The 23,225-nt window shown below is 38.7% G+C and carries 21 protein-coding genes; 2 read left to right on the forward strand and 19 right to left on the reverse strand.

The genetic code is table 11. The features are described 5' to 3' along the window. Positions 1–88 precede the first annotated feature (88 nt). The 11 genes from FIU87_RS16545 to FIU87_RS16595 all read right to left on the reverse strand — a co-directional run bounded on the left by FIU87_RS16545 (position 89) and on the right by FIU87_RS16595 (position 14,781). Positions 89–1,750, reverse strand: coding sequence for a glucosamine inositolphosphorylceramide transferase family protein (locus FIU87_RS16545; RefSeq protein WP_152445580.1), 1,662 nt, complete (start codon positions 1,748–1,750; stop codon positions 89–91). Continuing rightward, positions 1,750–2,874: a glycosyltransferase family 4 protein gene (locus FIU87_RS16550; RefSeq protein ID WP_152445581.1), complete on the reverse strand. Its 1,125-nt coding sequence runs from the start codon at positions 2,872–2,874 to the stop codon at positions 1,750–1,752. Before FIU87_RS16550 ends, FIU87_RS16545 begins: the two co-directional genes overlap by 1 nt. A 14-nt stretch (positions 2,875–2,888) precedes the next feature. Continuing rightward, on the reverse strand, positions 2,889–4,151 hold the full coding sequence (locus FIU87_RS16555; protein ID WP_152445582.1) for an O-antigen ligase family protein: 1,263 nt from the start codon (positions 4,149–4,151) through the stop codon (positions 2,889–2,891). Further along, positions 4,123–5,586, reverse strand: coding sequence for an oligosaccharide flippase family protein (locus FIU87_RS16560; RefSeq protein WP_152445583.1), 1,464 nt, complete (start codon positions 5,584–5,586; stop codon positions 4,123–4,125). The genes FIU87_RS16555 and FIU87_RS16560 overlap by 29 nt, the downstream gene beginning before the upstream one ends. A gap of 27 nt (positions 5,587–5,613) precedes the next feature. Next, entirely contained in the window at positions 5,614–6,252 is a 639-nt protein-coding gene (locus FIU87_RS16565; RefSeq protein ID WP_152445584.1) for a CpsD/CapB family tyrosine-protein kinase, read from the reverse strand. Next, the gene (locus tag FIU87_RS16570) at positions 6,245–6,964 is read right to left on the reverse strand and encodes a YveK family protein (protein ID WP_152445585.1); all 720 of its coding nucleotides are present in this window, start codon (positions 6,962–6,964) and stop codon (positions 6,245–6,247) included. The genes FIU87_RS16565 and FIU87_RS16570 overlap by 8 nt, the downstream gene beginning before the upstream one ends. A 261-nt stretch (positions 6,965–7,225) precedes the next feature. Then, positions 7,226–8,599 (reverse strand): N-acetylglucosamine-specific PTS transporter subunit IIBC, encoded by a 1,374-nt coding sequence (gene nagE, locus FIU87_RS16575; RefSeq protein ID WP_152445586.1) that lies wholly within the window; start codon positions 8,597–8,599, stop codon positions 7,226–7,228. Positions 8,600–9,121: 522 nt separating this feature from the next. Further along, positions 9,122–10,387, reverse strand: coding sequence for an exo-beta-N-acetylmuramidase NamZ family protein (locus FIU87_RS16580; protein ID WP_152445587.1), 1,266 nt, complete (start codon positions 10,385–10,387; stop codon positions 9,122–9,124). 20 nt (positions 10,388–10,407) lie between these two features. Continuing rightward, the gene (locus FIU87_RS16585) at positions 10,408–12,513 is read right to left on the reverse strand and encodes a glycoside hydrolase family 3 protein (protein ID WP_152445588.1); all 2,106 of its coding nucleotides are present in this window, start codon (positions 12,511–12,513) and stop codon (positions 10,408–10,410) included. Between the two features lie 15 nt (positions 12,514–12,528). Then, positions 12,529–14,220, reverse strand: coding sequence for a serine hydrolase domain-containing protein (locus tag FIU87_RS16590; protein ID WP_152445589.1), 1,692 nt, complete (start codon positions 14,218–14,220; stop codon positions 12,529–12,531). 363 nt (positions 14,221–14,583) lie between these two features. After that, a complete protein-coding gene (locus tag FIU87_RS16595) occupies positions 14,584–14,781 on the reverse strand; it encodes a ChaB family protein (RefSeq protein ID WP_152445590.1) in 198 nt (65 codons plus the stop codon). A gap of 144 nt (positions 14,782–14,925) precedes the next feature. Here FIU87_RS16595 and FIU87_RS16600 point away from each other — a divergent pair, with 144 nt between their 5' ends. Continuing rightward, positions 14,926–15,624, forward strand: coding sequence for an N-acetylmuramoyl-L-alanine amidase (locus FIU87_RS16600; RefSeq protein WP_152445591.1), 699 nt, complete (start codon positions 14,926–14,928; stop codon positions 15,622–15,624). On the opposite strand, the gene FIU87_RS16605 is transcribed toward FIU87_RS16600, so the two are convergent. From FIU87_RS16605 to FIU87_RS21605, 7 genes are all read right to left on the reverse strand, one after another. Further along, a complete protein-coding gene (locus tag FIU87_RS16605; protein WP_152445592.1) occupies positions 15,619–16,578 on the reverse strand; it encodes a TRM11 family SAM-dependent methyltransferase in 960 nt (319 codons plus the stop codon). The two genes, FIU87_RS16600 and FIU87_RS16605, sit on opposite strands and share 6 nt — an antisense overlap. Positions 16,579–16,589: 11 nt before the next feature. Further along, the gene (locus FIU87_RS16610; protein WP_152445593.1) at positions 16,590–17,222 is read right to left on the reverse strand and encodes a response regulator transcription factor; all 633 of its coding nucleotides are present in this window, start codon (positions 17,220–17,222) and stop codon (positions 16,590–16,592) included. Between the two features lie 2 nt (positions 17,223–17,224). Further along, positions 17,225–18,262, reverse strand: a complete 1,038-nt coding sequence (locus tag FIU87_RS16615) for a sensor histidine kinase (RefSeq protein WP_152445594.1) — start codon at positions 18,260–18,262, stop codon at positions 17,225–17,227. Beyond that, entirely contained in the window at positions 18,259–18,984 is a 726-nt protein-coding gene (gene liaF / locus FIU87_RS16620; RefSeq protein ID WP_152445595.1) for a cell wall-active antibiotics response protein LiaF, read from the reverse strand. Before liaF ends, FIU87_RS16615 begins: the two co-directional genes overlap by 4 nt. A 280-nt stretch (positions 18,985–19,264) precedes the next feature. Then, complete coding sequence (locus FIU87_RS16625) at positions 19,265–19,918, reverse strand: PspA/IM30 family protein (protein ID WP_152445596.1); 654 nt, start codon at positions 19,916–19,918, stop codon at positions 19,265–19,267. A gap of 198 nt (positions 19,919–20,116) precedes the next feature. Then, positions 20,117–20,461 (reverse strand): lmo0954 family membrane protein, encoded by a 345-nt coding sequence (locus FIU87_RS16630; protein ID WP_152445597.1) that lies wholly within the window; start codon positions 20,459–20,461, stop codon positions 20,117–20,119. Between the two features lie 173 nt (positions 20,462–20,634). Beyond that, complete coding sequence (locus FIU87_RS21605; protein ID WP_152445598.1) at positions 20,635–21,411, reverse strand: exosporium glycoprotein BclB-related protein; 777 nt, start codon at positions 21,409–21,411, stop codon at positions 20,635–20,637. 235 nt (positions 21,412–21,646) lie between these two features. Here FIU87_RS21605 and FIU87_RS16640 point away from each other — a divergent pair, with 235 nt between their 5' ends. After that, entirely contained in the window at positions 21,647–22,621 is a 975-nt protein-coding gene (locus tag FIU87_RS16640) for a S8 family peptidase (RefSeq protein WP_152445599.1), read from the forward strand. Positions 22,622–22,663: 42 nt separating this feature from the next. Here the strand turns inward: FIU87_RS16640 and FIU87_RS16645 are convergent, their stop codons facing one another. After that, positions 22,664–23,224: a DUF6944 family repetitive protein gene (locus tag FIU87_RS16645; RefSeq protein ID WP_152445600.1), complete on the reverse strand. Its 561-nt coding sequence runs from the start codon at positions 23,222–23,224 to the stop codon at positions 22,664–22,666. Position 23,225: the final 1 nt, after the last annotated feature.

Consider the following 23,225-nt stretch of genomic DNA (forward strand, 5'->3'; position numbering starts at 1 on the left):
TCCACGAAACTCCTTTCTCTAATCTAAGGTGATATTCTTAATGATGATTCTATTGTTCTTAATGAAGAACGTTGTTTCGATTCTAAAATCACCTATTTCTTTTTATAATAGGTTTAAATTTATATATTTTTCTAAACAAGTGACTAAAACTATAGTCCATTCTTTTCCCATCAAATATGGTAACATCCCCTATTGAAGAGATAGTATGAACTCCATCAGGATAGATACTATCTTTTCTTGGTTCTACATACGCAACAGATTCTTCCTGAAAATTTTCTGGAGTTAATGTAATGATTCTATTTATTACAATTCGACCACCATAAGTTTTTGAACAGTCCTGTGCAGGACGATATAATACACCATCCTTTATGAATGGAGTTCCTGCTGGTCTGCTAGAGCGTATATCCATTTTTACAGGATTGGCATGATGGGGAAGCCAGTTGTCAAAAAGTTTGTTGGCATAGAAGATATGCAGCTCGTAGTTATCACTTCCCGGGGCTGTATTTGCTTTTGTACAAAAAAGCCAATAACGTCCCTTATGCTTAATGATGGTAGAATCAACTGCTGCAAAATCTTTTAAAATCGTTTTGCATTTCTTCCACTTTCCTCCCACCTCCTTATAAAGACTTGCTTCCTTCTTCTCTGAGGTTTCTGGGATGCAATAAATGGCATCTTGATCTTTTACGATGTAAGGGTAGGACATATGCGTATCCATCTTCATGATGGATTGATTCCAGCTTGAGCTTTCGTTACTTGCAGATACTTCCCTAAAGTGAATATCAGATATAAAGCCCTTCACTTTTTTATGGTTTACTTCCTCCATTAATATCCTTAAACTAGTATCTTTGTGGTACCCAAAAGGGTCTGCATAGTAACACCTTTTTCCTGGATGAATCCATTGAATATGAGGATGCTTTTCCTTTAAAAATTCATCAATTGGCTGATAAACGATTCCTATATTCCAAAATTCATAACAAAACATTTTTTTGAACAGTCTCTTCGCTTTTCGAATAGTGGTTTGATAGAGAAGTTCTCCAATCTTCGCTCCTGTTGTTATTTGCCTTGATGTATAGATTGGTGAATATTCTTCCTTTAAAGCAAAAGTGTAATTCTTCTTAAAAAACATTTCTTTGCAAACCTGTGCTGGAAAACCTGCCGTTGCTCTGTATAAAGATTCGGTGTTTTTTCGCAAGGATTCAGAAATTGTTGGTAAATATCCCTTTTTTAGTGGAATCCAATATTCCTCCCTTTCACCATGCATATACAGTCCTACTTCATTCACCACTAGATTATCCTGTACTTCTTTTAAGCCTGCTGGAGCATTCCATTCTACATCTGAGCTTGAAAAGTGATAGGTCCACACACCGCGCTTTGCCACATCAGTCAGTTTTCTACTTTCATGATGGGAACCAAGGTCTAAAATAAAGTCAAGATCCATTCCTTTCATAAACTTCAAATCATCATTAGAAAATGTGTCTCGTTTATTTATTGTTAGGGTGCATACATGGATTGGTATTTTTGAAGCGGTAGAATGAATGTGAGCTTTTTTGAATAGATTACTGCGTTTGGAAAGATACGCTTCATACAGGCGATATAGCCTTGATGTAGCCTTATTATTGTGAGTGTGAATAATGACCAAAGCTAGTCTCATATCTTCCATTTCAATCATTTGATCTATACAGTTAAGCTTCCATTTTTCTATGAATGTTTCATTAATGATAATAGCAAAGCGAATTTTTTTCCTGTTCACTATTCAACACCTCGATAAGATGGTGGGTGTTTGCCTGAATTAGTGGTGGGGCTAGCTTCTCTTTGTTTGTCAAACAGCATATATTCCTCTACTGTTTCCCCAATCATTTTCTCTAAAGAAAACTTCTTTTCAACTTGTTTTCTCGCTTCCTTTGATAGTTGAAGTCGTTGAAAGTCATTAGACGATAGAGTATGAACATATTTTAGAAACTCCTCCACGGAATGCTTTTTGGTTAAAAACCCTGTGACTCCATTCGTTATTGCTTCTTGTATTCCACCTTTATTAATGGAAACAACGGGAGTTCCAACCGCCATCGCTTCTAGGATTGCCATTGGAAACACCTCCCTTTCGGATGTTAGCAAGAGAATATCCATTTCTTTAATGAATTCTTGTGGTTTCTTCACTTCTCCCAACATTGTCACTTTCTTTGTTAACGCTAGATCTTGTATCATACGCTCAATGTATGGACGCAGAGGCCCATCACCTGCAATATAAAAGTGATAGTTTGGATTGTGACGGCATGCTTTGGCAACTTCTAGAAAAAAACGATGGTTCTTTTCCTTAGAAAGCCTCGCTAGAATCCCTATTTTTTTGGGAATTGTTTGCTTCTTTTTGTAATATTGAAACTCCCTTAAGTCCACTCCATTATAAATGGTTTTTATCTTTTCACTTCTTACTCCATAATCAATCAATTGAAGCTTTTCAAAATCACTTACCGTGATAACTCGTTGAATGATGGACAAATGAAGAAGCTTTTTAAAAAGGAACGGAACATATTTTTCTAGCAATGTCACATTATGCTTTGTGTAAAAAACACAAAAATCCTTTCTGGTAAGAACCTTAACTAGCACGCCAACCATGACCATTCTCAGGCTATTAGCATGGAAAACATGAATATCTTTGCTTTGCACAAGCTTTGAGAGAGTCATAAGATTTTGCAAATACTGCTTTTTCTGCAAAAGAGTAAATTTCTCTCTATGATAGATATTGGAATAAAGTTCTCCATCAGCAGCAGCGAAATAGAACGTCGCGTTCGGATGTTGTAAGTGATTTTCTAATTTACAAAAATAATTCTCTGCCCCACCGACCATTAATTTATCGGTCACACATAGGATATTTAGCATAGATTACACCTCCTTTAAGAAGCACCCTTGTATATAGAAGTGGATGTTTCTCTTATTATTTTTCTTGATGAAATAAAAGCCTGTTCTTGCTGTCCAATGGTATGGATGTACGTAGAGAGAATTGCCAGATACAGAAAAAACATGTCATTGATAATGACCGAAAGGGAAACCATTTGAAGCATAAAACCTATATAGGTTAAAAAGAGATACTGTTTCTTCTTATAAATTTGAAATTTCCAAAGTTGCATCAATACTAAAATGACAAAAGCGAAATAAAATGAAAAACCGAAAAGACCAGATTCAGAAAGAATATCTAGAAACGTATTATGAACAGTGAGCGTGTCATTATAGTAAAAAAGGTTATATTCAGAGAAATTAAAGGCACCCACTCCTAGTACCATATGGTTGGAAAACATATCCCACGCTCGTTCCCAAAGCTCGAATCTTCCGCTCCCACCATCGCTTGAGAAGTCTTCCATTCTAGCTTCAATCATTCCTATAGCATCAAACTTAAATTTTATGATAATGACATACGCCAACAAACTTAATGAAAGAATCGATCCAAGCAATATTTTTAGTTGTTTTAGAGGTTTATTTAATGAAAGGTAGACAAGAAAAACGATGATTAGCGCAGCCAGACCACCTCTAGAAAAGGTGAGAATATTAGCAGCAACACAGAGAAGTAGGCCAAACTTATTTCTCCACGTATCGGCGTGACATAGGTAATATGCAAAGAAAATTGTATTGTAAAAAACAAAGAAATTTGGATCTTCGAGTAAACCTATTAGCCTTGGATAGCCGCGATCGGACAATACACCAAAACTTATCACATTTTCCCCATCTAGAGCTAAGTCGACTTTTTGCAGACCAATTACATAAAGCGCCAAACTAGCTATATTAAAAAAGATTCCTCCAAAAGAAAGGCCTTTTTCAATTACGTTTGAGCTCGCGTAGCTAAAAACAGATTTCATAATAAAGTAACAAGTTAGATACAAGATGATACCAAGAAGTATTCTTAAGCTGGATTCAGGATGAAGCGCAAACACACCTGTATAGCAATATACAAAATAAAAAAGTAACATCGCGACTTCATATGATTGCAAGCGCTGAAAGTGAAAGGAGAACAGATGGATAAACATGAAAAATAGGAGAAAAATCATATATGGCTTTAACGAGAACCCTAATGGAATACTGTATCTTGCTAAGGTGACAAGCAATATCATGAAAAATATCGTAAAATGATACTGGTCATTTTGCTTTTCCAATGAAAGCTTCATTCTCCACCTCCCGCGAATAATACTTCTTCATCCATGGATTAATCGTTGTCGCTTTTAGTTCTTTATCCAAAAAGAAAAATAACAGTAAGCTGAAACCATGAAGAATAAGGGCAAAAACTGGATGATGATGCAAAATCATATCTAAGAAAGTCAAGGTAGTAAAATAGATAATGAGATATGGTAAAACTACTTTTCTAGCAACTGTCCTTCTGTTGGATGAAACTATCCAAAATCCAATCAAGGCAAAAAGCTCCATCACGATACCTGCAAACGCAGCACCAATTATTCCATATTGAAGACTAGTAAACAGGTATAAGAATACTCCTGATAAGACGGCAACAAATTGGACAGCGGTCCTATGTCTCTGCCTTCCCATTGTCGTTAATCCATCGGCCAAAGCAATATTTACCCCTTGCAGCATCAATAACACCGACAGTATTTTTAAAGGAAGTATTGCTCCCAACCATGCATCACCAAACAATATCGGCACAATCAATTCAGAAAGGTAGTAAAATGGCAAAGACAATCCCATTCCAATAAGCGCCATCAGCTTGGTTTGCAGCAATAATAATCTTAAATGCTCTAGAAAATTCCCGCTGTTAAAATACCTAAATAGAACTGGATAGTATGCTCCTGCTACTATAAAAGTAACCTGCTGAAGTGCCTGGGGAATTCGGTATGCCACAGCAAACATACCAACCTCCTCTAAGGTAAGCGTTCGCTCCAAAACGAGAGGGCCTAGATGAGGCAGGAGAACAAACAACAATCCACCAAGCGTAAATGCTCCCCAATGTTTATATAAGCCCTTATGAAATCTCGCTTTCCAGACAAATGCTACATGACGAGAAAGCAAAACAAATGCCAATACTCCAGCTGCCAAATAGGAACAACCATACAGTAACGTAACTACTAATGGAGACAGTTCTACTATCAATCCAAGAAATACTGAACTAACTAGGCATGCAGCTGAGAAGATTCGTATTAGCCCACAATATTGCATTTTTTCCTTCAGTTGAAAAAAAGTAATGCCAATACTTTGTAACGCAATTCCTGTTACCATTGGAAAAACGAGAAAGTAGGCTGTTTTTATCAGTTCTGTATTACTTGAATGCAGTATTTCTATGAGTAAAAACCCTATCGCAAATGTAAGAAGCAGCAGCAGTAGCCTCATTTTCACATACGAAGTAATTACTTTCGGAAGATCGACTCCCTTTGCTGAACCTTCCCTTAGAACAATGTCACTCAACCCAGCATCTGTAAAATAGCCCATGATCATGGCAAATGCTAATACAACACTAAACAACCCATAGTGATAGGATTGTAAATAGTAAGCAAGCATAATCAGTGCGCCTGCATTTAGAATGCTGGATAGAGCAGTACTATAAAACAGATGAAAAATATTAATGGCAATAGAATTCCCCTTTTTATTCTTCATAAGAATTTCTTGCCCCTTTTCTACTAACTAAGCTGTTTGATATATTACCCCGACGATCTTCTTATTCGACCTTTCAAGATAATGTTTCGTTTGCATTGCTTCGTCTTTTTTCGTACTATGTTCCTTCATTACCAAAATAACTCCATCACATTTTCTTGAAAGAATATGAGCGTCAGAGGATTTTAGAAACGAAGGAGCCTCTAGAATAATGACCTCAAAAGAATTTCCCCACTCTGCCATCAACTCTTCTGCTTTATTCAAAAGTCCTGTATTGGAAGAGCTATCTTTCGCTGTTCCGGATGGAAGCAAAAACAGCCCTTGGGTAAAGGTTACTTTGGCATAAAGATTAATGCTTCCTTTTTCTTCAATCACATCTACCAAGCCGCTAGCATTACTCGCATTAAAAAATTTATGAAGCGAAGGTCTGCGTAAATTGGCATCAACTAGCAGCACTTTTTTCCCGAGCTCTGCAAATGAAATAGCAAGTTTAGCGGAGATAACGGATTTTTGATCCTCTAAATTAGGTGATGTTACTGTAAGGAAAATACGCTCTTTTTGTAGTTCATCCTCAATATTCGTTCGAATAATCCTAATTTGATCGGTACTGACCATGTTTTCCATTAAGGATACTTTTTTTCCCCATTTATCTTTTATTAGCTTAAACACGGACTTCCCTCCTTTTCTTCGTTTTCATTATTTTCTTATGTCTACCTTCTTCATCCATCACGAGGGGATTATTCATCTTTTGTTTTAAATCAATGGTACCAAGCAACGGAAGGCCTATTAGCTCTTCCACTTCCTTGGATTGTTTCACTGCATCATCGAGGTCTTCGTGCATGATTGCAGCTCCAATTCCTAAAAAGATACTTAAAACAAATCCAATACCAATATTAAGTGCCAGACTTCCCACTTCTTCCGGCTCAATATCAGTGGCATTTAATACTTGAATTTCTTTCATTTCAAAGCTTTCTCTCATAAACGATACTGCAGTAGAAGAAATGGTGTGAACAATCTCCTTTGCCAACTCACTATCATGATCTCTCATCACTACATTAATGATTTGAGAGTTCTTATTATTTTGCAAGGAGACTTCCTCTTCTAAGTCGATGTCCAGTTTCATTTTTGATTTGACTTCATTTAGAACGATTGGACTCTTGAGCAAATCCATCGTTGATGCCATCAGCATGTTGATTTCACCTTGTGAATCAGTATTTAGTTTTCCAACCAAAATGGTAGATGTTGCTTCATAAGTAGGCTTTATAACAAATAATGCAGCAATTAACGTTACAAGAAAAAAGAGTGTAAATGTAATAAAACTTGTTTTAAATCTTCTTTTTAAAACTTGTAAGAATTTTTTCAAATTCATTTTATCATCCATAAAGATAACCTCCTGAAATGGATAAGGTATTCGGTAAAGTTAGAGTTTTATTCGTTATAAAGAACAATACAACAAAAAAAATATTGTTTTCATGATTAAAATTTGTTCACCTCACAACAGAATGTTCATTATAAAGAATTATTTATTTGATTATACTACACATCTTTTGTAATTAACATAAATCCAGCTATATTTTTTAAAAAGTTTTTACTATTTAAAAAAGAGGCTGGGATAAAACACTTTTGTCCCAGCCTCTTTTTATTACTTCTTCTTTAATTCATCTGCAAGGAATTCTACATCTGTTCCGACAATCACTTGCATACTTGTTTTACTCATTTTAATGACACCTTTTGCACCAAGCTGCTTTAGTTTCCCCTCATCCACTAGAGTTGAGTCGGCTACTTTCAAGCGCAGCCTTGTGACACAGTTGTCTATTTCTAATACGTTTTCTTTTCCACCAAGCGCTGCGAGATACCCATCAGCAAGCTCTGCATAATCTCCTTTGGCTGCGCTTTGCTCGAATTCACCAGCAACCTCATCTTCTCTGCCAGGTGTTTTTAAATCAAGCTTAGTAATTAAAAAGTAAAAGATAATAAAGTAAAGACCACCGTATAAAAGACCCACTACAGCTAGTAAGATAGGCTTTTGGGCAATTCCAAAGTTTAATAGATAATCTATTGCACCTGCAGAGAATCCAAATCCATGGTGGATATCTAATAGATAGGCAACAGACATAGCGGTTCCTGTTAATATGGCATGAATGACATATAAAACAGGAGATAAAAACATAAACGAAAATTCAATAGGTTCGGTAATTCCAGTTAAGAAGGAAGTAAATGCGAGACCGAATAATGCACCTGCCATTGCTTTTCTGCGCTCTTTCTTTGCAGCGGCAATCATCGCAAGTGCTGCACCCGGAAGTCCAAACATCATAATTAGGAAAAAGCCTGCCATAAAGATACCAGCTGAAGGGTCACCTGCTAAGAATCGCCATAAATCCCCTTTTACTACCTCCCCTGCAGCATTCGTAAACGAACCAAATTCAAACCAAACAACGGTGTTTAAAATATGATGTAGCCCTAGAGGAATCAAAAGTCTATTCAAGAAACCAAAGATTCCTACTCCAGTCGCTCCTGCTCCGATAATCCATTCCCCAATACTATCAATACCTGCTTGCACTGGTGGCCAGAGATAACCGAAGAGAAACGCCAATGCTAGCATAACAAGGGACGTGATGATTGGGACAAAACGTCTTCCACCAAAGAACCCAAGCCAGTCTGGGAGTTTAATATTATAGTATTTGTTGTAGAGCAGACCGGCAATGATACCTGAAATAATACCACCTAGAACTCCCATATTGATTGATTCATTGATGGCAGCTACCCCGTTAGTAAGGACAAAATATCCTACTGCTCCCGCAAGAGCTGCTGCTCCACTTCCATCCTTTGAGAATCCAATTGCCACCCCAATTGCAAAAAGCAAGGCAAGATTGCCGAATACCGCGTTCCCCGCTGCAGAGATAAACGGAATATTTAATAAGTCCTCTTGTCCCAAACGAAGGAGCAGGGCAGCAGCAGGCATGATGGCAATAGGTAGCATGAGTGATTTACCGATTTTTTGTAAAAAACCTAACATAAAAGCACCTCTTTTCTTCCAGAATACTACTATTTTATGTAACTATTTAGAAAGCTAGTACCAGCCTAGTGGTCTAGTTTTCTATTTTTTATAGTAAAGGCTGTTTTAGCAAACTTTGTTGCTACTGCGTATAGTTAAGACACTCGTCATCCACGTTGCTGTCGTGCTCTTTTCGTGGAGGAAGTTTGAAACAGGTGGCAATTTTTCTTCGCATAATGATAGGAAAAAGTCTTAAAGCCGACTTTTTCTTAGGTTTTTAGCAAACAATCTTTTAGAAAAGAGCTTAGTAAAAGCTGTTTTCGCAAACTTTGTTGCTACTGCGTATAGTTAAGGCACTCGTCATCCACGTTGCTATCGTGCTCTTTTCGTGGAGGTAGTTTGAAACAGGTGGCAATTTTTCTTTGCATAATGATAGGAAAAAGTCTTAAAGCCGACTTTTTCTTAGGTTTTTAGCAAACAAGCTTTTAGAAAAGAGCTTAGGGAAAAGAACTTGAGGCAATTGCCTCAAGTTCTTTATCACCATTACTTATAAAGCAGGTATTGACGACGTACTTTATGAAACTCCTTTAATTCTTTTTTCCAGTCAGAAGCAAGCTCGTCAACTGATCTACCTTCCTCTATTCCTTGTCGAATCCACTTGTTGCCTACTAGGTTATCGAAGAAGGAGATGCCTTTACTATTTTCAGCACGAAATGCAAAATCCTCCGGGTACATATCATGGATTGTTTTAACAATATGAAGCCCTGTTTCTACTGGCTTAAAGTCGTCTCTGTCGATAATATGAAGCTGAACTCCATGAGATAGCGTTCCAGCATGTTTTGAAAATGTAGGGGTAAAGGATGCTGCTCTAAACGTTACACCGGGTAAATTCAAGTCATTAAGCTTGGTGGCAAGTTGATCTGCATTGATAAATGGAGCACCAATCAGCTCAAATGGCTTGGTGGTTCCACGTCCTTCTGAAACATTGGTTCCTTCAATTAGTGCAGACCCTGGGTATACAAGTGCCGTATTGAAGGTTGGCATGTTTGGAGATGGCAGGACAAATTCAAGTGGTGTGTCATCATAATACATATACCTCTTCCAGCCCTTCATCTTCACCACTGTCAAATCTGCACCGATTTCAAATTCCTCATTAAATAATTTTGCTAGCTCACCCACTGTCATTCCGTGTCTAAGTGGAATCGCATAGTTCCCAACAAAGGATGCGTATTCCATATCAAGTACAGGTCCCTCTACTTTTAGCCCTCCAAGTGGATTAGGACGATCAAGGACAACAAATGGGATGTCATTTTCTTTTGCCGCCTCCATTGCATAGGCCATCGTGTAAATATATGTGTAGAAACGTGTTCCGACATCCTGGATATCAAAAAGTAATACATCAATGTTTTCTAGCATTTCAGGTGTAGGCTTTCGCGTTGGACCATAGAGACTGTAAACAGGAAGACCTGTTTTTTCATCTATATAAAAATCTACATATTGACCAGCCTGTGCATCGCCTCGTACGCCATGCTCTGGTCCATAAAGTGCTGTTAATTCTGTATCAGGATCATTGAAAAGCGTATCCACGATACTATTAAGCTCTTTATCGACTCCTGTAGGATTCGTAATCAAGCCCACTCGTTTGCCTTCAATAAGATGTTTTTCTTTTTCCAGAAGTACTTCTACTCCGAGCTTGAAGTGTTTTTCTTTTCCCTTCCCCTTCCAATGCCCATTATTATGGGCAAACACTGCACTTAGTGAAGATAGGACTAGTACGGTTGTTAAAAGTGTAACGATCCATTTTTTCAACGGTTTCCCCTCCCCTTATTCTAATAACTCAATCCATGGCCAAATTCATATAAAACGCCTTCTTCTAGGTCTGGAATGGTGACAGGTAGTTTTCCAGTTGGGTTATTTTCCCCGAAAATGGTAGCAGCTGTTGCTAAGAAGCTAGCTGGTCGAAAACCGTATTGTGTAAGGTAGGCATCTACCTCGTTATAGGCCATGATGTCATAAGGATTTCGGATTCCGATTGCAATCACTGGTGCTTCTGTTTCAGCAGAAAGCGTTTGTACCATTTGCATCTGAGCATGTTGTGGCGACCTTCCAGCAACATTAAAGGTACTTGTGCCGACTATGACTGCAGAAGCATCTCTTACCTCAGCAAGCTGAGCCTCGTTTAAGCGAAAGTCTGAGCCTACCTCAAGAATGGTAGCGTCCGCATGATAGGTTTTCACAGCGTTTGCTAAATCCTGAAGATTTGAACGCCCAACTACCACTATTTTTTGTTCTGCATTTACATTTAACGGTAATACTTCATTGTTTTTTACAAGGGTGATAGAGCGTTCTGCTGCTTCTTTTTCAACTTGTTTATGTTGTGCTGACCCTACAACCTCCTCTGCATTTTCAACTTTTTCGTCAATGGAAGTTGGATTTTCTTCTTTTATCACGCCGCGTTTTATTTTTAAAGAAAGAATTCTTTTTACAGAAGCTTCGATTCGCTCCTCTGATAATTCTTCTTCATCCACTGCATTCAATAGCCCTTGTCTGACTTCACTTAGCCCGACTGGCATGAGCACAATATCTGTTCCAGCCTGTACTGCGCGAATTGCTGCATCCACGGGTCCAAAATGTTCTGTAATGGCTCCCATATTCATGGCATCTGTTGTGATGACACCATCATAACCCATTTCATCGCGCATCAATTCTGTTAAAACTTTGTGAGACATGGTTGCTGGGATGGCAATTTCTTCACCAGTTTTCTTGGAAATGGCTTTGGTATCATCAATTTTTGGAAATGTGACGTGTGCAGTCATAATGGCATCAATTCCTGCTTCCATTCCCTTTTGGAAAGGGTAAAGTTCCACCTCCATCAAGCGTTCTTTGTCGTGAGGTACCTCAGGTAATCCAAGATGGGAATCTACTGCCGTATCCCCATGACCAGGGAAATGTTTGGCTGTTGCTGCAACACCTGTTGATTGAAGTCCTTTTGTGTATGCCACACCCATCTGGGCTACCAATTCTGGATCTTCTCCAAAGGACCTAACTCCGATTACCGGGTTATCTGGGTTGTTATTAACATCCATAACAGGGGCAAAGTTCATGTTGATTCCAAGAGCATATAATTCTTCACCAATCGCCCTTCCGACATGGTGAGCAATTTCGGGAGATCTAGTTGCGCCTAATGCCATGTTTCCAGGCATGTCTGTTCCAGATTGAAGGCGGGTGACGATACCACCCTCCTGGTCAATGGTCATCAGCAAGCCATACTTTTCAGCAGCTTCTTGATATTCGGCAACCAGGCGTGTTGTTTGTGCTGTTGTTACCACATTTTCTCGGAATAGAATAACTCCACCAAGATGATAGTCCTTCACTAGCTGTTCAATTTCTGGTAGCATTTCTGTCACGTTTTGGCCATTCCACTTCCGAAAGTCTGGCATTAGCATTTGGCCAATTTTCTCTTCTAGTGTCATATTTTTCAAAGCATGAGATACTAGGTCATATTTTTTACCCTTTTTCTTTATAATGGTTACTTTCGATTCTGGTTTACCCTTTTTGCGTTTCTCTTTACGCTCAGGTTTTACATGGATAGCGATTCTATCAGAAGATTTTTCATCCGATACGGTTACGTAAGTTCTGCCATTTTTACCAGTAAAGGTAACATTGCCTTCCTTATCAACTTTAGCTACTTTTTTATTTGAAGATTTCCATTTTAAGTTATGCACTGTAACCATAAAGTTTCCTTCTTTATATACATGAAGTGCTTTTAGCTGGAGCTTATCTCCTATGTCATCTACCTCAACTTGCGGGAGATTTTGATAGAGAACTAAATCTTTTACGTGATTAGTTGCTTGCGCGCTTTTCATTGGAATTCCTGAAAGTAGGAGGGTCAGGGTGAGAACGGTGAAACAAAAATTTTTTAAGGATTTGCTCATATATACTCTCCTTTATTAGTGGTTTCTTTTCGTCCATTCTTCACTAGTAAATTCTGTTTCATATTTACTACCATTACCTAGCACAAGACGAATATTTTTTACGTACCATCCACGGCCATTAACGGTAGCATCTGTTTTATACGTGAAACGAATAAATCTCGTATTCTCAGGTACTTGTAGTTTTTGTTTGGACCATTGTTCATCGTTTCCAGTGAAGGAATGAATAGTTGTCCAATTTTGTCCATCAGTAGAAAGTTGGACAAATCCGTAATCAGATTCGTTTTCAATATGGTGCCAGGTATCGAAACAAAGAGTTGCAGCTTGTTCTAGCTCAATTTCTGTAGTCAGTGCTCTTTCTAGATTATCTCCGTAACCGGCGAACCAGGCTTTTTTGCGCTGATCTATTTTTATTGGAATGGCATCGGCAACAAGCCGTGCAAAGGGTCTTCGTGCCACATTTGTTGATACCGTCTTCCTCGATGGGTGTACTCTGTTGGTTAACAAAATAGCGATTGTGTCGTTTTCTTGATTAACAACAATGGAAGTGCCCGTGTAACCAGTATGCCCAAGTGATCCTTCATTTGATAAGGCATCCATAAACCAGCCTTGATTCAGCTCCCAACCAAGTCCATGGTCATCACCTGGAAACTCTGGAATTCTATTTTCTGTTAACAGGTTTATTGTTTCAGGCTGTAAAATGCGTTGCTTCCCATAGCGTCCTTCTTTTATAAACATATGAGCAAGCTTAGCAAGGTCTTTTGCAGTTGAAAATACGCCTGCATGACCTGCAACCCCTTCAAGTGACCAGGCATTTTCATCATGCACTTCTCCCCAAACAAGCCCTCTGCCAACTGCTGGTTGGTACTCTGTTGCAGCAATCCGATGTTTCAATGAGGATGGAGGATTGTACATCGTGTCATGCATTCCAAGTGGTTCTGTCAAATGCTCTCGTATAAATTCATCAAGACGCTGTCCAGATAATCTCTCCACAAGCGTACCAAGTGTAATCATGTTTAAATCGCTGTATGTATAAGTGGTACCTGGTTGGTTTGCGAGTGGATGGGCAAGCACTCGTTGAATTCGGTCTTCTCTTGTTTTCCCCTGTGCATAAAGTGGAATCCACGCAGTAAATCCAGAAGTATGTGTCATCAGTTGCTCGATCGTGACATTTTCTTTACCATTGGCTGCAAATTCAGGCAAGTGCTCTGCAACTGGATCGTCTAATTGAAACAGTCCCTGCTCATATAGAACCATCGCTGCTGTTGTGGTGAAGACTTTACTAATAGATGCGAGATCAAAGATGGTGTCTTCTGTCATCGCAATAGGTTCTTCTGCTTCCGTGAATTGATTATCTTTATATCGGTAGGCATGGCCATATGCGTCATGCTTTACAATTTGACCGCTTCTGGCAACAAATGCTACCGCCCCAGGCATGACACCATCATTAATCAATCCTTCCATTAAAGGGTCAATCTCGTCCAAAGTACCCTGAAGCATTCCCGCACTTTTTGCTGAACCCCGTAGTAACACAGGTAAAGATGGGGCAGGATTGTTCCAAGTAAAAAAGGGATGCACCCTTTCTACTGAACTTTTGGCTGCAGCATTTGGAGTGATGTTCTTTCCTCCTTCCTGTGCGAAAATAGGAGCTTGAATGAGCGAGGTACATAAAACTGCGGCCAATGTAATGGATAGCGTTTTCTTTTTCATAATTCCTCCTTCATTTGGAAAGGCTTACATTCTATAAATCTAGTGTATGAGTTTAAACGTATAGATGTCTATACCACATAAGTCCTGTTAAGGTAGTATTTCCTCAGAAACCCACAGGACATTTTGACTATTTTGAATATTTAGTAGTTTTAATTATTAGGGTGTGGTTAAGGAGAATGTTGATCATTAGTTGTTTCCAGCTGTTGATTGCTGCAAAGGGGGAGATTCTTTTCGGGAATGAAGCGAAAGTCTTGTGAAGCTGAGGAATCATACAAATCGCTCCGCGGATGCGGAGTTATTTCCATAAATGAACAACTGTGTTTAACAGAGCTAATCATAAAAAAGAACCGTGAGCTCCCAGTTCTATTTTTTGACCCAAGTGTCATTATTGTTTTTTGTATATTTTTCTTTCACTGCACTCCATGCAACCTTGTGAGCTGTTTCCTCTTTATCATACTGTTCAGATGCTGAATTGAAAGCTTCTTTGTATATCTCTTGGGCATGTTTTGGCAGGTTGTCCTTCACGCCAACAGGTAAATCCTTCAAAGAATCGTAGGGCATGTAATAATCACTCCTTTTAACATTAGTTTTCCCACAATAACAACAACAAAAACTACCAACCATTCTTATAAAGGAGATTCGCAGAAAAAGAAGAATTATGTAGAGAGCAATTATTTCATCTATTAAAGTGAGGAACCGTCATCGATGCAAAAAATTCTACTACTCTTGCTTATTTTATTTTTACTAAATGCATGCTCCAAGAATACAGTCAATACAATAGATACCATATCAAAGCCTTCTGAGTCGATTGAGAAAGCAGAAGAGAAAATCATTATGGAAGCTTCCCGATTAGATATGACAGAATGGCTATTACCGAAAAAAAATTCACGTGTCCGTGGAGCCCATGTTTCACATGTGATGGTCCATTTTATCAATGATGCCCAGCGCTCACCAGAAGAGCCTTATGATCTTGATAAAATATATGGGCTTTTTGAAGAGTATGAAGTGTCCGCACATTACTTGATTGATAGAGAAGGAGAAATTTATTTATTAGTTCCAGAAGACCGTGCTGCCTTTCATGCCGGTAAGGGACATCTTTTAAACTATCAGGATTATCATTATGGACTTAATGATTATTCCATAGGCATTGAGTTATTAGCGGTTGGAACAAAAGAGGAAATGAGCCCTAATATACCTAGTGACGTGTATGACCAAATAGCACCTGCTGATATTGGATATACAGATGCTCAATATAAGACCTTGAATCTATTGCTTGATGATATTTTAAAGCGTAACCCTGGAATTAAAAAAGACAGAGAGCACATCATTGGGCATGATGAATATGCTCCTGTTAGAAAAAGTGATCCTGGCTCGCTTTTTGATTGGAGCAGAATTGGCCTATAAACCCTGTGCTTCACAAACGAGAATTTCGCGCTTAAATCTGCCTTTTTGCGTAAATCCACGATCCATGATGTGAAAGCCTGCCTGTACTATCTCCTCATCCATTTGCTCAACGGTAATAATGACTGCTTTTTGGGAAATGCGGCGGGCGTGCTGAATGATGGCAGCCTGCTCTTCCTTTGTGGCATGTGTAGCAATGTTATAGGGAAGGTCAATAATGGCTACATCAAATGTATCCTCTACATCTTGAATAGGTCCAAGGGTTACCCTTCCTTGAAAACCAAAATATGCGATATTTTCCCTTGCTCCAGTTGTTACTAAAGGATTAATGTCTCTTCCTTCTATATCAATTCCCATTGATAATGCCTCTACCAAAACGGTACCAATCCCGCAGCATGGATCGATAACACGAGTATCTTTTACAATTGGTACTGCAATATTTACAATCGTTCTAGCATCCTTGGTACTTAAAGCTGTGGAATATTCTCTTGGCTTTTTTACATGTTTTAGCCAAACGGCATCACTTTTTTGATAGTGGCCGAAATACCAACGTCCATCCATGGTGGCCATGCCAAACGTGTGATCAGGCTTATGTACGTCAGCTTCCCCTTCAATGACCCAGCCTACTTGTCTTTCAATTTCTCGCCGCTCTTGGTATTGTATGGATTCCGACTCTTTACGGTCATTGATTTTTGAAAAAATGACTTTGAAGGTTTTATCTTGCATATGAATGTTTTTGACTTGATTGATAATTTCTTGAAGGGTTTCTCCTTCATAAAGTATCTCAATTCGTTCTCTTATAAAGGGACTGCGGCTTGGATCAATTCCTACCTTGCTTTTTATGATTGGTTGTTCTGTAACCTGACCAAAAAGAGCTCTCATTTCCAAAAAACATAAGGAGTGCTCTTCTTTGCTATATCCTAACGTATAAACATATGAAGTTGACAATAGATTCATCCTTTTTTCTGCTAGTGTACTAATGAATGCTTGAAGGCGTAGATGACAGCTTGGGTACGATCTTGAACATCAAGCTTTGCTAGTATGTTGCTTACATGTACTTTCACTGTTTTTAAAGCTATGAAAAGTTCATCAGCAATTTCTTGATTTGTTTTGCCTTGCGTCATCAAAAGAAGAACTTCCATTTCTCTTGAGGTAAGTTCTTCATGGGGAAGAATTTCGCTCTTTCTGCGCATCCGTTGCATCATTTTTCCGGCTACCTCTGGTTCTAAAATTGACTGTCCCTTAAAGGTAGATCTGATGGCGTTTGCTATTTCGCTTGCCTTTGAGGTTTTCAGCATGTAGCTTGTGGCACCAGCTTCAAGTGCAGGATAAACTTTTTCGTCATCCAAAAAGCTTGTCACAATGATAATTTTTGCTTCTGGCCACGCCTCCATTATCCTTCTAGTTGCTTCAATTCCGTCCATTTCCTTCATCACTAGGTCCATAAGAATAATATCTGGTTTATGTTCTAGTGCCAAATCAATAGCGGGCAATCCATCATCTGCTTCTGCAATGACTTCGATATCAGGCTGAGCAGACAAGTAGGCTGTTACACCAATTCTAACCATTTCATGATCATCTACAAACAATACGCGTATCATTTTTATCCCTCCTCACTTGATATGATCGGCACTTTTACCTCAAGTCTTGTTCCTTCTTTTACGACACTCACTATTTTCAAAGTTCCGCCTAATTCCACCGCACGATCATGCATGTTTTGAATACCATAGGAGCCGACTTTAGCCTTTTCTACGTCAAACCCAATACCATCATCTACTATTCTAAGAATGATAAGGTTATCACGCTGAATAAGCAGAATCTCTACTTCCGTGGCCTTCGCATGCCTCAATGTATTAGAAAGCGTTTCTTGCAAAATCCGAAATAGATGGTCTTCAATTCCTTTATCTATAGGAAAATTCTCCAGTTTCCATTTAATATTCATCGGAACCTTTTGCATCAACTCAACGAGTAACTCCTCTGCTCCCTCCTGTAAAGTCTTCCCTTTTAATGCCACTGGGCGCAAGTGTAAAAGCAAAGCTCTCATTTCGAGCTGGGATTGCTGGATCATTTCCTCTACTAGGCGCAACTGTTTTGCTTCACTAGTATTAGTCTCTTCCTTTGATTCTGTTAATGCACTCATCAGCATTGATGCAGCAAAAAGCTGCTGACTCACCGAATCATGAAGTTCTCTTGCTAATCTGTTTCGCTCCTGAGACACAATTTCCTGTATTCTGTTCTCAAAATGCTCTGCTTTTTCTGTAGCGATTTTTTGTGAAATTTTCGTTTGCTCCTGAAAATAGCTGTGCAATCGCAAAACCTTATCTTCTAAGTGAGCGACTTCTTGAATATTGCTTCTTGGACTGTTCGGTAAATTTTTTCCTTGCTCGATGAAAGATAGCTCTTCTGAGAGAGCTGCAAGCTGCTTTTGCCAATAAAGTCCAGAGAATAATCCAGCCACAAGACCTATCCCGATACTTATCATTCCAGCAAATAAAATGAAAGGCAAATCGATTATCTTCTCATTCCATAAATCCTTTAAGCTAATCATTGGGAAGAAAAAAAAGAACAGTAAAACAACGACAAGAAAGCTTATGAAACCTAGTCCTATTGCAAACAAAACATGCCTTTGTAGAAGAGTCATATTCGCTTCACCTCTAAGCTTCCGACCATAACAGAGGTGACAATTTTCACTTTTTGGGTTGCATCCTTATAATCTTCTGTTTGAAAATGAATGGTTTGATTAAAAATACTTTTGTCTTCCATCTCAAGGATCACTAATGAACCAACCAAACCAGAATGCCTTACACTCAGTTCCACTTCATAAGGGATGTGAATTTGAATATTGCCCACCAAATTGCGAATATAAATAAGTGCTTCTCCTTTTGGAAGAACAGTATTACTTAGATCAATGACCGTATCACTTATGCCACATTGAATGTTGATATCGTCCCAAATATAGGAGGTATCTGGAGTGTTCTGTTTACCAATAAGCTTATTGGTAAACCATCTTTGCTCTTGTCTATGCACCACTTCTTTTGTTGCTTCTAATATAGTAGGTTCCAAGTAAACTGGCTGTTTCTTTGCCTGAAAAAATTTATATATAAAATATACAACGGTGGCTAGTAGGATAAATCTCATCGCCATCATGTTAAAAATCGTAACAATGAACGAAATCAACCCGATTAAAAATAAGGCTTTTCCGACTATCCCATTCCATTTTCTTTTCCCAAAGTACAATAGAATTCCAGAAAACAAAAAGGAAAAGATAAGGCCCGTATTGAAAAACAGCACTTCAATAAAAAAGAAGATACCTCCAACTAAAATAATAAAGCTTACATAATCAGACTTCATTCTATTCAACATGCACCTTATCCCTCCCTTACCACTTTGTTTTCTACATATCTAAAGGCTGTTTTCGCAAACTTTGTTGCTACTGCTTATAGTTAAGACACCCGTCATTAACGTTGCTGTCGTGCTCTTTTCGTGAAGAAAGATATAAATATATGGCAATTCTCCTTTACTTAATGAGTGGAAAAAGTCCTAGAGCCGACTTTTTATTAAGTTTTTAGCAACAATCTTTTAGAAAAGAGCCTATCTAAAAAGGCGTAATATGCACGCCTTTTTTAGAATAGCAGTTTTTATATTATTGGGAAAGAGAATGAGTCTTCTCTTCAGAAATAACCAAGTCTTTTTCTAATTTTGCTATTTTTTCATCAATGGTATGATGATGATAAGAAGTGTTCACCTGCTGCTCTAACCGCTCCAAATAGCTCTCCATTTCCTGAAATTTGCTAAAAGAATTTTCTACCTTGTTAGGGTTCACCACTTGGTTCATGCGATAAGTAGCTCGTGCAATGTTTTCCCTTCCCATCAATTCCAACCTTTTAATATACATATCCTTAAGGCGATGTTTCATTTCTTCATATTTATGCTCAAGGTTCACAAGATCATCGGTTACTTTTTCAAGAGATTGCTTTAGCTGATTAGCACGATCATTGTATTGCTGAAGCTCACGAGTCGCAAATTCATATAGCTCTCTTTCTCCAGCCTTTTCTGCAATTGCAGCCTGACTTTGCCTTTTTTCAGAAAGATTGGTTGCTAGACTCAACTCACGAACAAACTCTTCCTTTAAGAGATTCTGCCGCTCTACTAGTTTTTTTACCTTTTCTACCTCTTTTTCACAATCACGCAAATATTGATTTAACATAGCAATAGGATTCTTTTGCTCTTTTTTATCTAAAGCGTCATGAAAATCTGCCGTTATAGACTGTTTAATTCTTGAAAAGATATTGGTCATTTCCTTCTTCCTCTCTTTCATCTCATTTTTTTGCTGTTGTCGCAAACTTTGTTGCTGCTTCGTATCTTTATAAATCTCGTAAGCAACGTTGATGCTGTGCTCTTTTCATAGCGAGGTTTTTATACGTGTTGCTCTGATTGAAAAAAGTCTTAATGCCGACTTTTTCCTGTTAATAGAAACAACCTTTTAGAAAAGAGCTTATTTGTCTAATGATTTCCATTGGTTCTCAAAATTTGTGAAAGGATCGTTTGTTTCGATGATTTCTTCTCGTTCACTTCTGTTCCACTTTTTATAAACAACATACAGAATATACGCAGCTACAACAGCCAACAATGCCGGAACATTCGCAATGGAAAATGCAACGGCAATAAAGGCAATGATTCCCCATAAAATTTTAGTCCCGGTAGAATCTGTCCGGAAAAACTCTTTCACTGCGTAATAAGTAACCACTAAGCTTACTGCCAACCCAAGCAACGGGCCAATATTGGCAAGTAAGATAAAAAATGCAATGACACCTAACAATAACAGTCCAAATTTCTTCATTTGGCTTTCCTCCTTTCTATGCTTTTAGCTTACCTTCTTTATGTCATCGTTATAATGAGCCACAGCCATATTTTGTAATAAGACTTGAGGCTTACAGGGACTAGGTCAAACACAAAAAAGCTCACAAAAGGGCGAATCTCACCACCTTTTGTAAGCCTTATTGATTTCTTTCGTTAATTTATCGTGATAGCTCCGCTCGCAAATCCAGTAACAGCGGAAGCTAAACCTTCTGCATCTGAGGAATAGACTAATAATAATCTAGAGCCTGCCTCAATGTCCACGCTTACATCATTTAAAGTTGCCGCCCTAGTTTCTCCTGCTGTTAAGACTCCTACTAATGGCTCTCCCAAATCGACGCTAGCGGCGGTTTCCGTGAAATCGTTGCTTCCTGGAGGTGCAGCATAAATGGTTGCGGTTATCGTAACTGGCTCTACTAATGTAGCTCCTAAGCTTACACTAAAGAAACCACTAATACCAGTTATTGTAATATCACGCGGTAGAGGGAATGCAAAGTTTGATACTCCCCCACTATCGGAAATATTAATTGGCTCTCCAGCTACTACGTCTGCCGTTTCTGAGAATCCAAATCCTAATAATCCTACTGTGTTAATAGTATCACCAAGCACTGTAACCAATTCTACTGGTCCACCAGAAGCATAAGGAATGATAGCACTTGTTCCATCTAAACCATCTGTTCCATCTACTCCATCTGCCCCTGCTGGTCCTTGGGCTCCCTGAGGTCCTTGCGCTCCATCCGCTCCGTCTGCTCCAGTTGGACCTTGTGGACCAACCTCACCCTGTGGTCCTTGGGGTCCTACTTCACCTTGAGGACCTTGTGGCCCTTGAGGACCTACTGTTCCTCCTCCACTGCCATCAGAAGTACTTGTGCAGGTAATATTTATCGTTGTGGGCAAATTGCGTTTATTATAACATTCTGAGTAAAAACCCATTTATACTCCTCCTTTTAATTTCCCAAAATTACTTTATCATAGTACTCAGACAACGATGATTTGGAAGCTTATTTACAAAATTTTCAATTTTATGTAAAGATAATCAATTCAATTAGGAATATCTTCCCTTGTATTAATGGAGAAATATTGATAGAATATTCCGAAAGAATAACTGTAACATGCAACACCTTCTTTCTTTTTTACCTGTAAAAAAAATGATTAGGAGGCGTTTTGTATGCAAAAAGAAAAGCTAGTTCATTTAATTCCCTACAGATTGGACAACCAATTATTTGAAACTCATCAAATTCCAGAAGGCATTGAGTTAATCCAAGCACCTTCCCTTTGGCAGCAAGGCTACAAAGGAAAGGACATGGTCATTGCTGTTATAGATACTGGTTGTGATACCAAACATCCAGATCTCCATGGAAGAATTTTAGAAGGCAAGAACTTCACAGATGATGATAATGGAGCCGAGGACAACATCACAGATTATAATGGTCATGGTACGCACGTTGCCGGAACAATCGCAGCAATCAATCCAGCATCCGGAGTCGTAGGTGTAGCCCCTGAAGCAAAGCTAATAATTTTAAAAGCGTTAGGTGGAAAAAATGGCTCTGGAGAATACGAATGGATTGTAAATGCTATAAATTACGCCGTTTCTAAGAATGTCGACATTATTTCTATGTCCCTTGGTGGACCTCTTGATGTTAGCGAGCTTCATGATGCAATAAAAGCTGCCGTAAACCAAAACATTCTTGTTGTATGTGCTGCGGGCAATGAAGGAGACGGAAATCATCATACAGATGAATTTTCCTATCCAGCCGCTTACACAGAAGTCATATCCGTTGGGTCAATTAGTCTTCAACGAAAATCCTCTTATTTTACCAACTCTAATAATGAAATTGACCTTGTAGCACCAGGTGAACGAATTATTTCAACGATTCCAGATGGCCGATATGCCGTTTATAGTGGAACATCTATGTCCGCTCCACATGTAGCTGGGGCACTCGCCTTAATTAAATCCGTCACAGAAAAAGAATTCTCAAGAGTTTTATCAGAGCCAGAGCTTTATGCACAGCTCATAAAAAGAACCATACCACTTGGATATCCAAAATCACTGGAGGGCAATGGCCTTGTTTATTTAACCGCTCCAGATCTCCTTGCAGATTATTTAAGGCAAAAAAATATTGCCGAATCAATAGGTGTTTAAAGAAATTACCTAACAGACGCAAAAAAAAATCCCCCGTTTCCTCTAATCGGGGGATTTGTTCGTCCATTCATATGTTTTACCAAGTGCAAGTAATATCGTTCCAATCGTTTGAATCCAGCTACCTACTGCAACGATTACATCTGGATTAGACATGAAAATAGTATCGTCTATTTTCAATCTCCTGCTATCTCCAAGTGCCTGCAGAGAATTTCCTATTGCTTGTAAATAAAATCCAACTACCTCATATGCTTCTTCTACACTTTCTAAGGCTGTCACCGCTCCTAAAGCCTGTAGTAAATTTCCCGTAATAAACAACTTTATTTCTGTAACTTCGCTAACATCCTTTATATAGGCAGTTGTCACCGTGAGATTACCCGTAGCCTGTATAATCCCTCCATAGCTACCAAAATCCCAATCTTCTTGACTGTCAACTTCTAGTCCATTTCCAGTCGCTTGAAGGACATTACCAACTAATCCGAAATCTCTTTCCAGTTCTTCTTGTTCCACTAAGGAGGGAGTACTTCCTACTGCAGCCAAAATGGTTCCGAGTGCTTGCACCCATGAACCTACTAAGCTTTTTCCCACATCCTCCTCTTTCTTCATG

This window comes from Bacillus sp. THAF10 (genome assembly GCF_009363695.1).
In the GTDB taxonomy this organism is placed as follows: domain Bacteria; phylum Bacillota; class Bacilli; order Bacillales; family Bacillaceae_I; genus Sutcliffiella_A.

Coding starts and splice junctions, on each gene's coding strand:
- FIU87_RS16645 (WP_152445600.1), bottom strand. CDS start 23,224: ATGAAGAAAGAGGAGGATGTGGGAAAAAGCTTAGTAGGTTCATGGGTG.
- liaF (WP_152445595.1), bottom strand. CDS start 18,984: ATGTTGAATAGAATGAAGTCTGATTATGTAAGCTTTATTATTTTAGTT.
- FIU87_RS21605 (WP_152445598.1), bottom strand. CDS start 21,411: ATGGGTTTTTACTCAGAATGTTATAATAAACGCAATTTGCCCACAACG.
- FIU87_RS16595 (WP_152445590.1), bottom strand. CDS start 14,781: ATGCCCTACGATTCTTTGAAGGATTTACCTGTTGGCGTGAAGGACAAC.
- FIU87_RS16600 (WP_152445591.1), top strand. CDS start 14,926: ATGCAAAAAATTCTACTACTCTTGCTTATTTTATTTTTACTAAATGCA.
- FIU87_RS16625 (WP_152445596.1), bottom strand. CDS start 19,918: ATGACCAATATCTTTTCAAGAATTAAACAGTCTATAACGGCAGATTTT.
- FIU87_RS16610 (WP_152445593.1), bottom strand. CDS start 17,222: ATGATACGCGTATTGTTTGTAGATGATCATGAAATGGTTAGAATTGGT.
- FIU87_RS16550 (WP_152445581.1), bottom strand. CDS start 2,874: ATGCTAAATATCCTATGTGTGACCGATAAATTAATGGTCGGTGGGGCA.
- FIU87_RS16585 (WP_152445588.1), bottom strand. CDS start 12,513: ATGAGCAAATCCTTAAAAAATTTTTGTTTCACCGTTCTCACCCTGACC.
- FIU87_RS16615 (WP_152445594.1), bottom strand. CDS start 18,262: ATGACTCTTCTACAAAGGCATGTTTTGTTTGCAATAGGACTAGGTTTC.
- FIU87_RS16560 (WP_152445583.1), bottom strand. CDS start 5,586: ATGAAGAATAAAAAGGGGAATTCTATTGCCATTAATATTTTTCATCTG.
- FIU87_RS16570 (WP_152445585.1), bottom strand. CDS start 6,964: ATGGATGATAAAATGAATTTGAAAAAATTCTTACAAGTTTTAAAAAGA.
- FIU87_RS16640 (WP_152445599.1), top strand. CDS start 21,647: ATGCAAAAAGAAAAGCTAGTTCATTTAATTCCCTACAGATTGGACAAC.
- FIU87_RS16590 (WP_152445589.1), bottom strand. CDS start 14,220: ATGAAAAAGAAAACGCTATCCATTACATTGGCCGCAGTTTTATGTACC.
- FIU87_RS16630 (WP_152445597.1), bottom strand. CDS start 20,461: ATGAAGAAATTTGGACTGTTATTGTTAGGTGTCATTGCATTTTTTATC.
- FIU87_RS16605 (WP_152445592.1), bottom strand. CDS start 16,578: ATGAATCTATTGTCAACTTCATATGTTTATACGTTAGGATATAGCAAA.
- nagE (WP_152445586.1), bottom strand. CDS start 8,599: ATGTTAGGTTTTTTACAAAAAATCGGTAAATCACTCATGCTACCTATT.
- FIU87_RS16555 (WP_152445582.1), bottom strand. CDS start 4,151: ATGAAGCTTTCATTGGAAAAGCAAAATGACCAGTATCATTTTACGATA.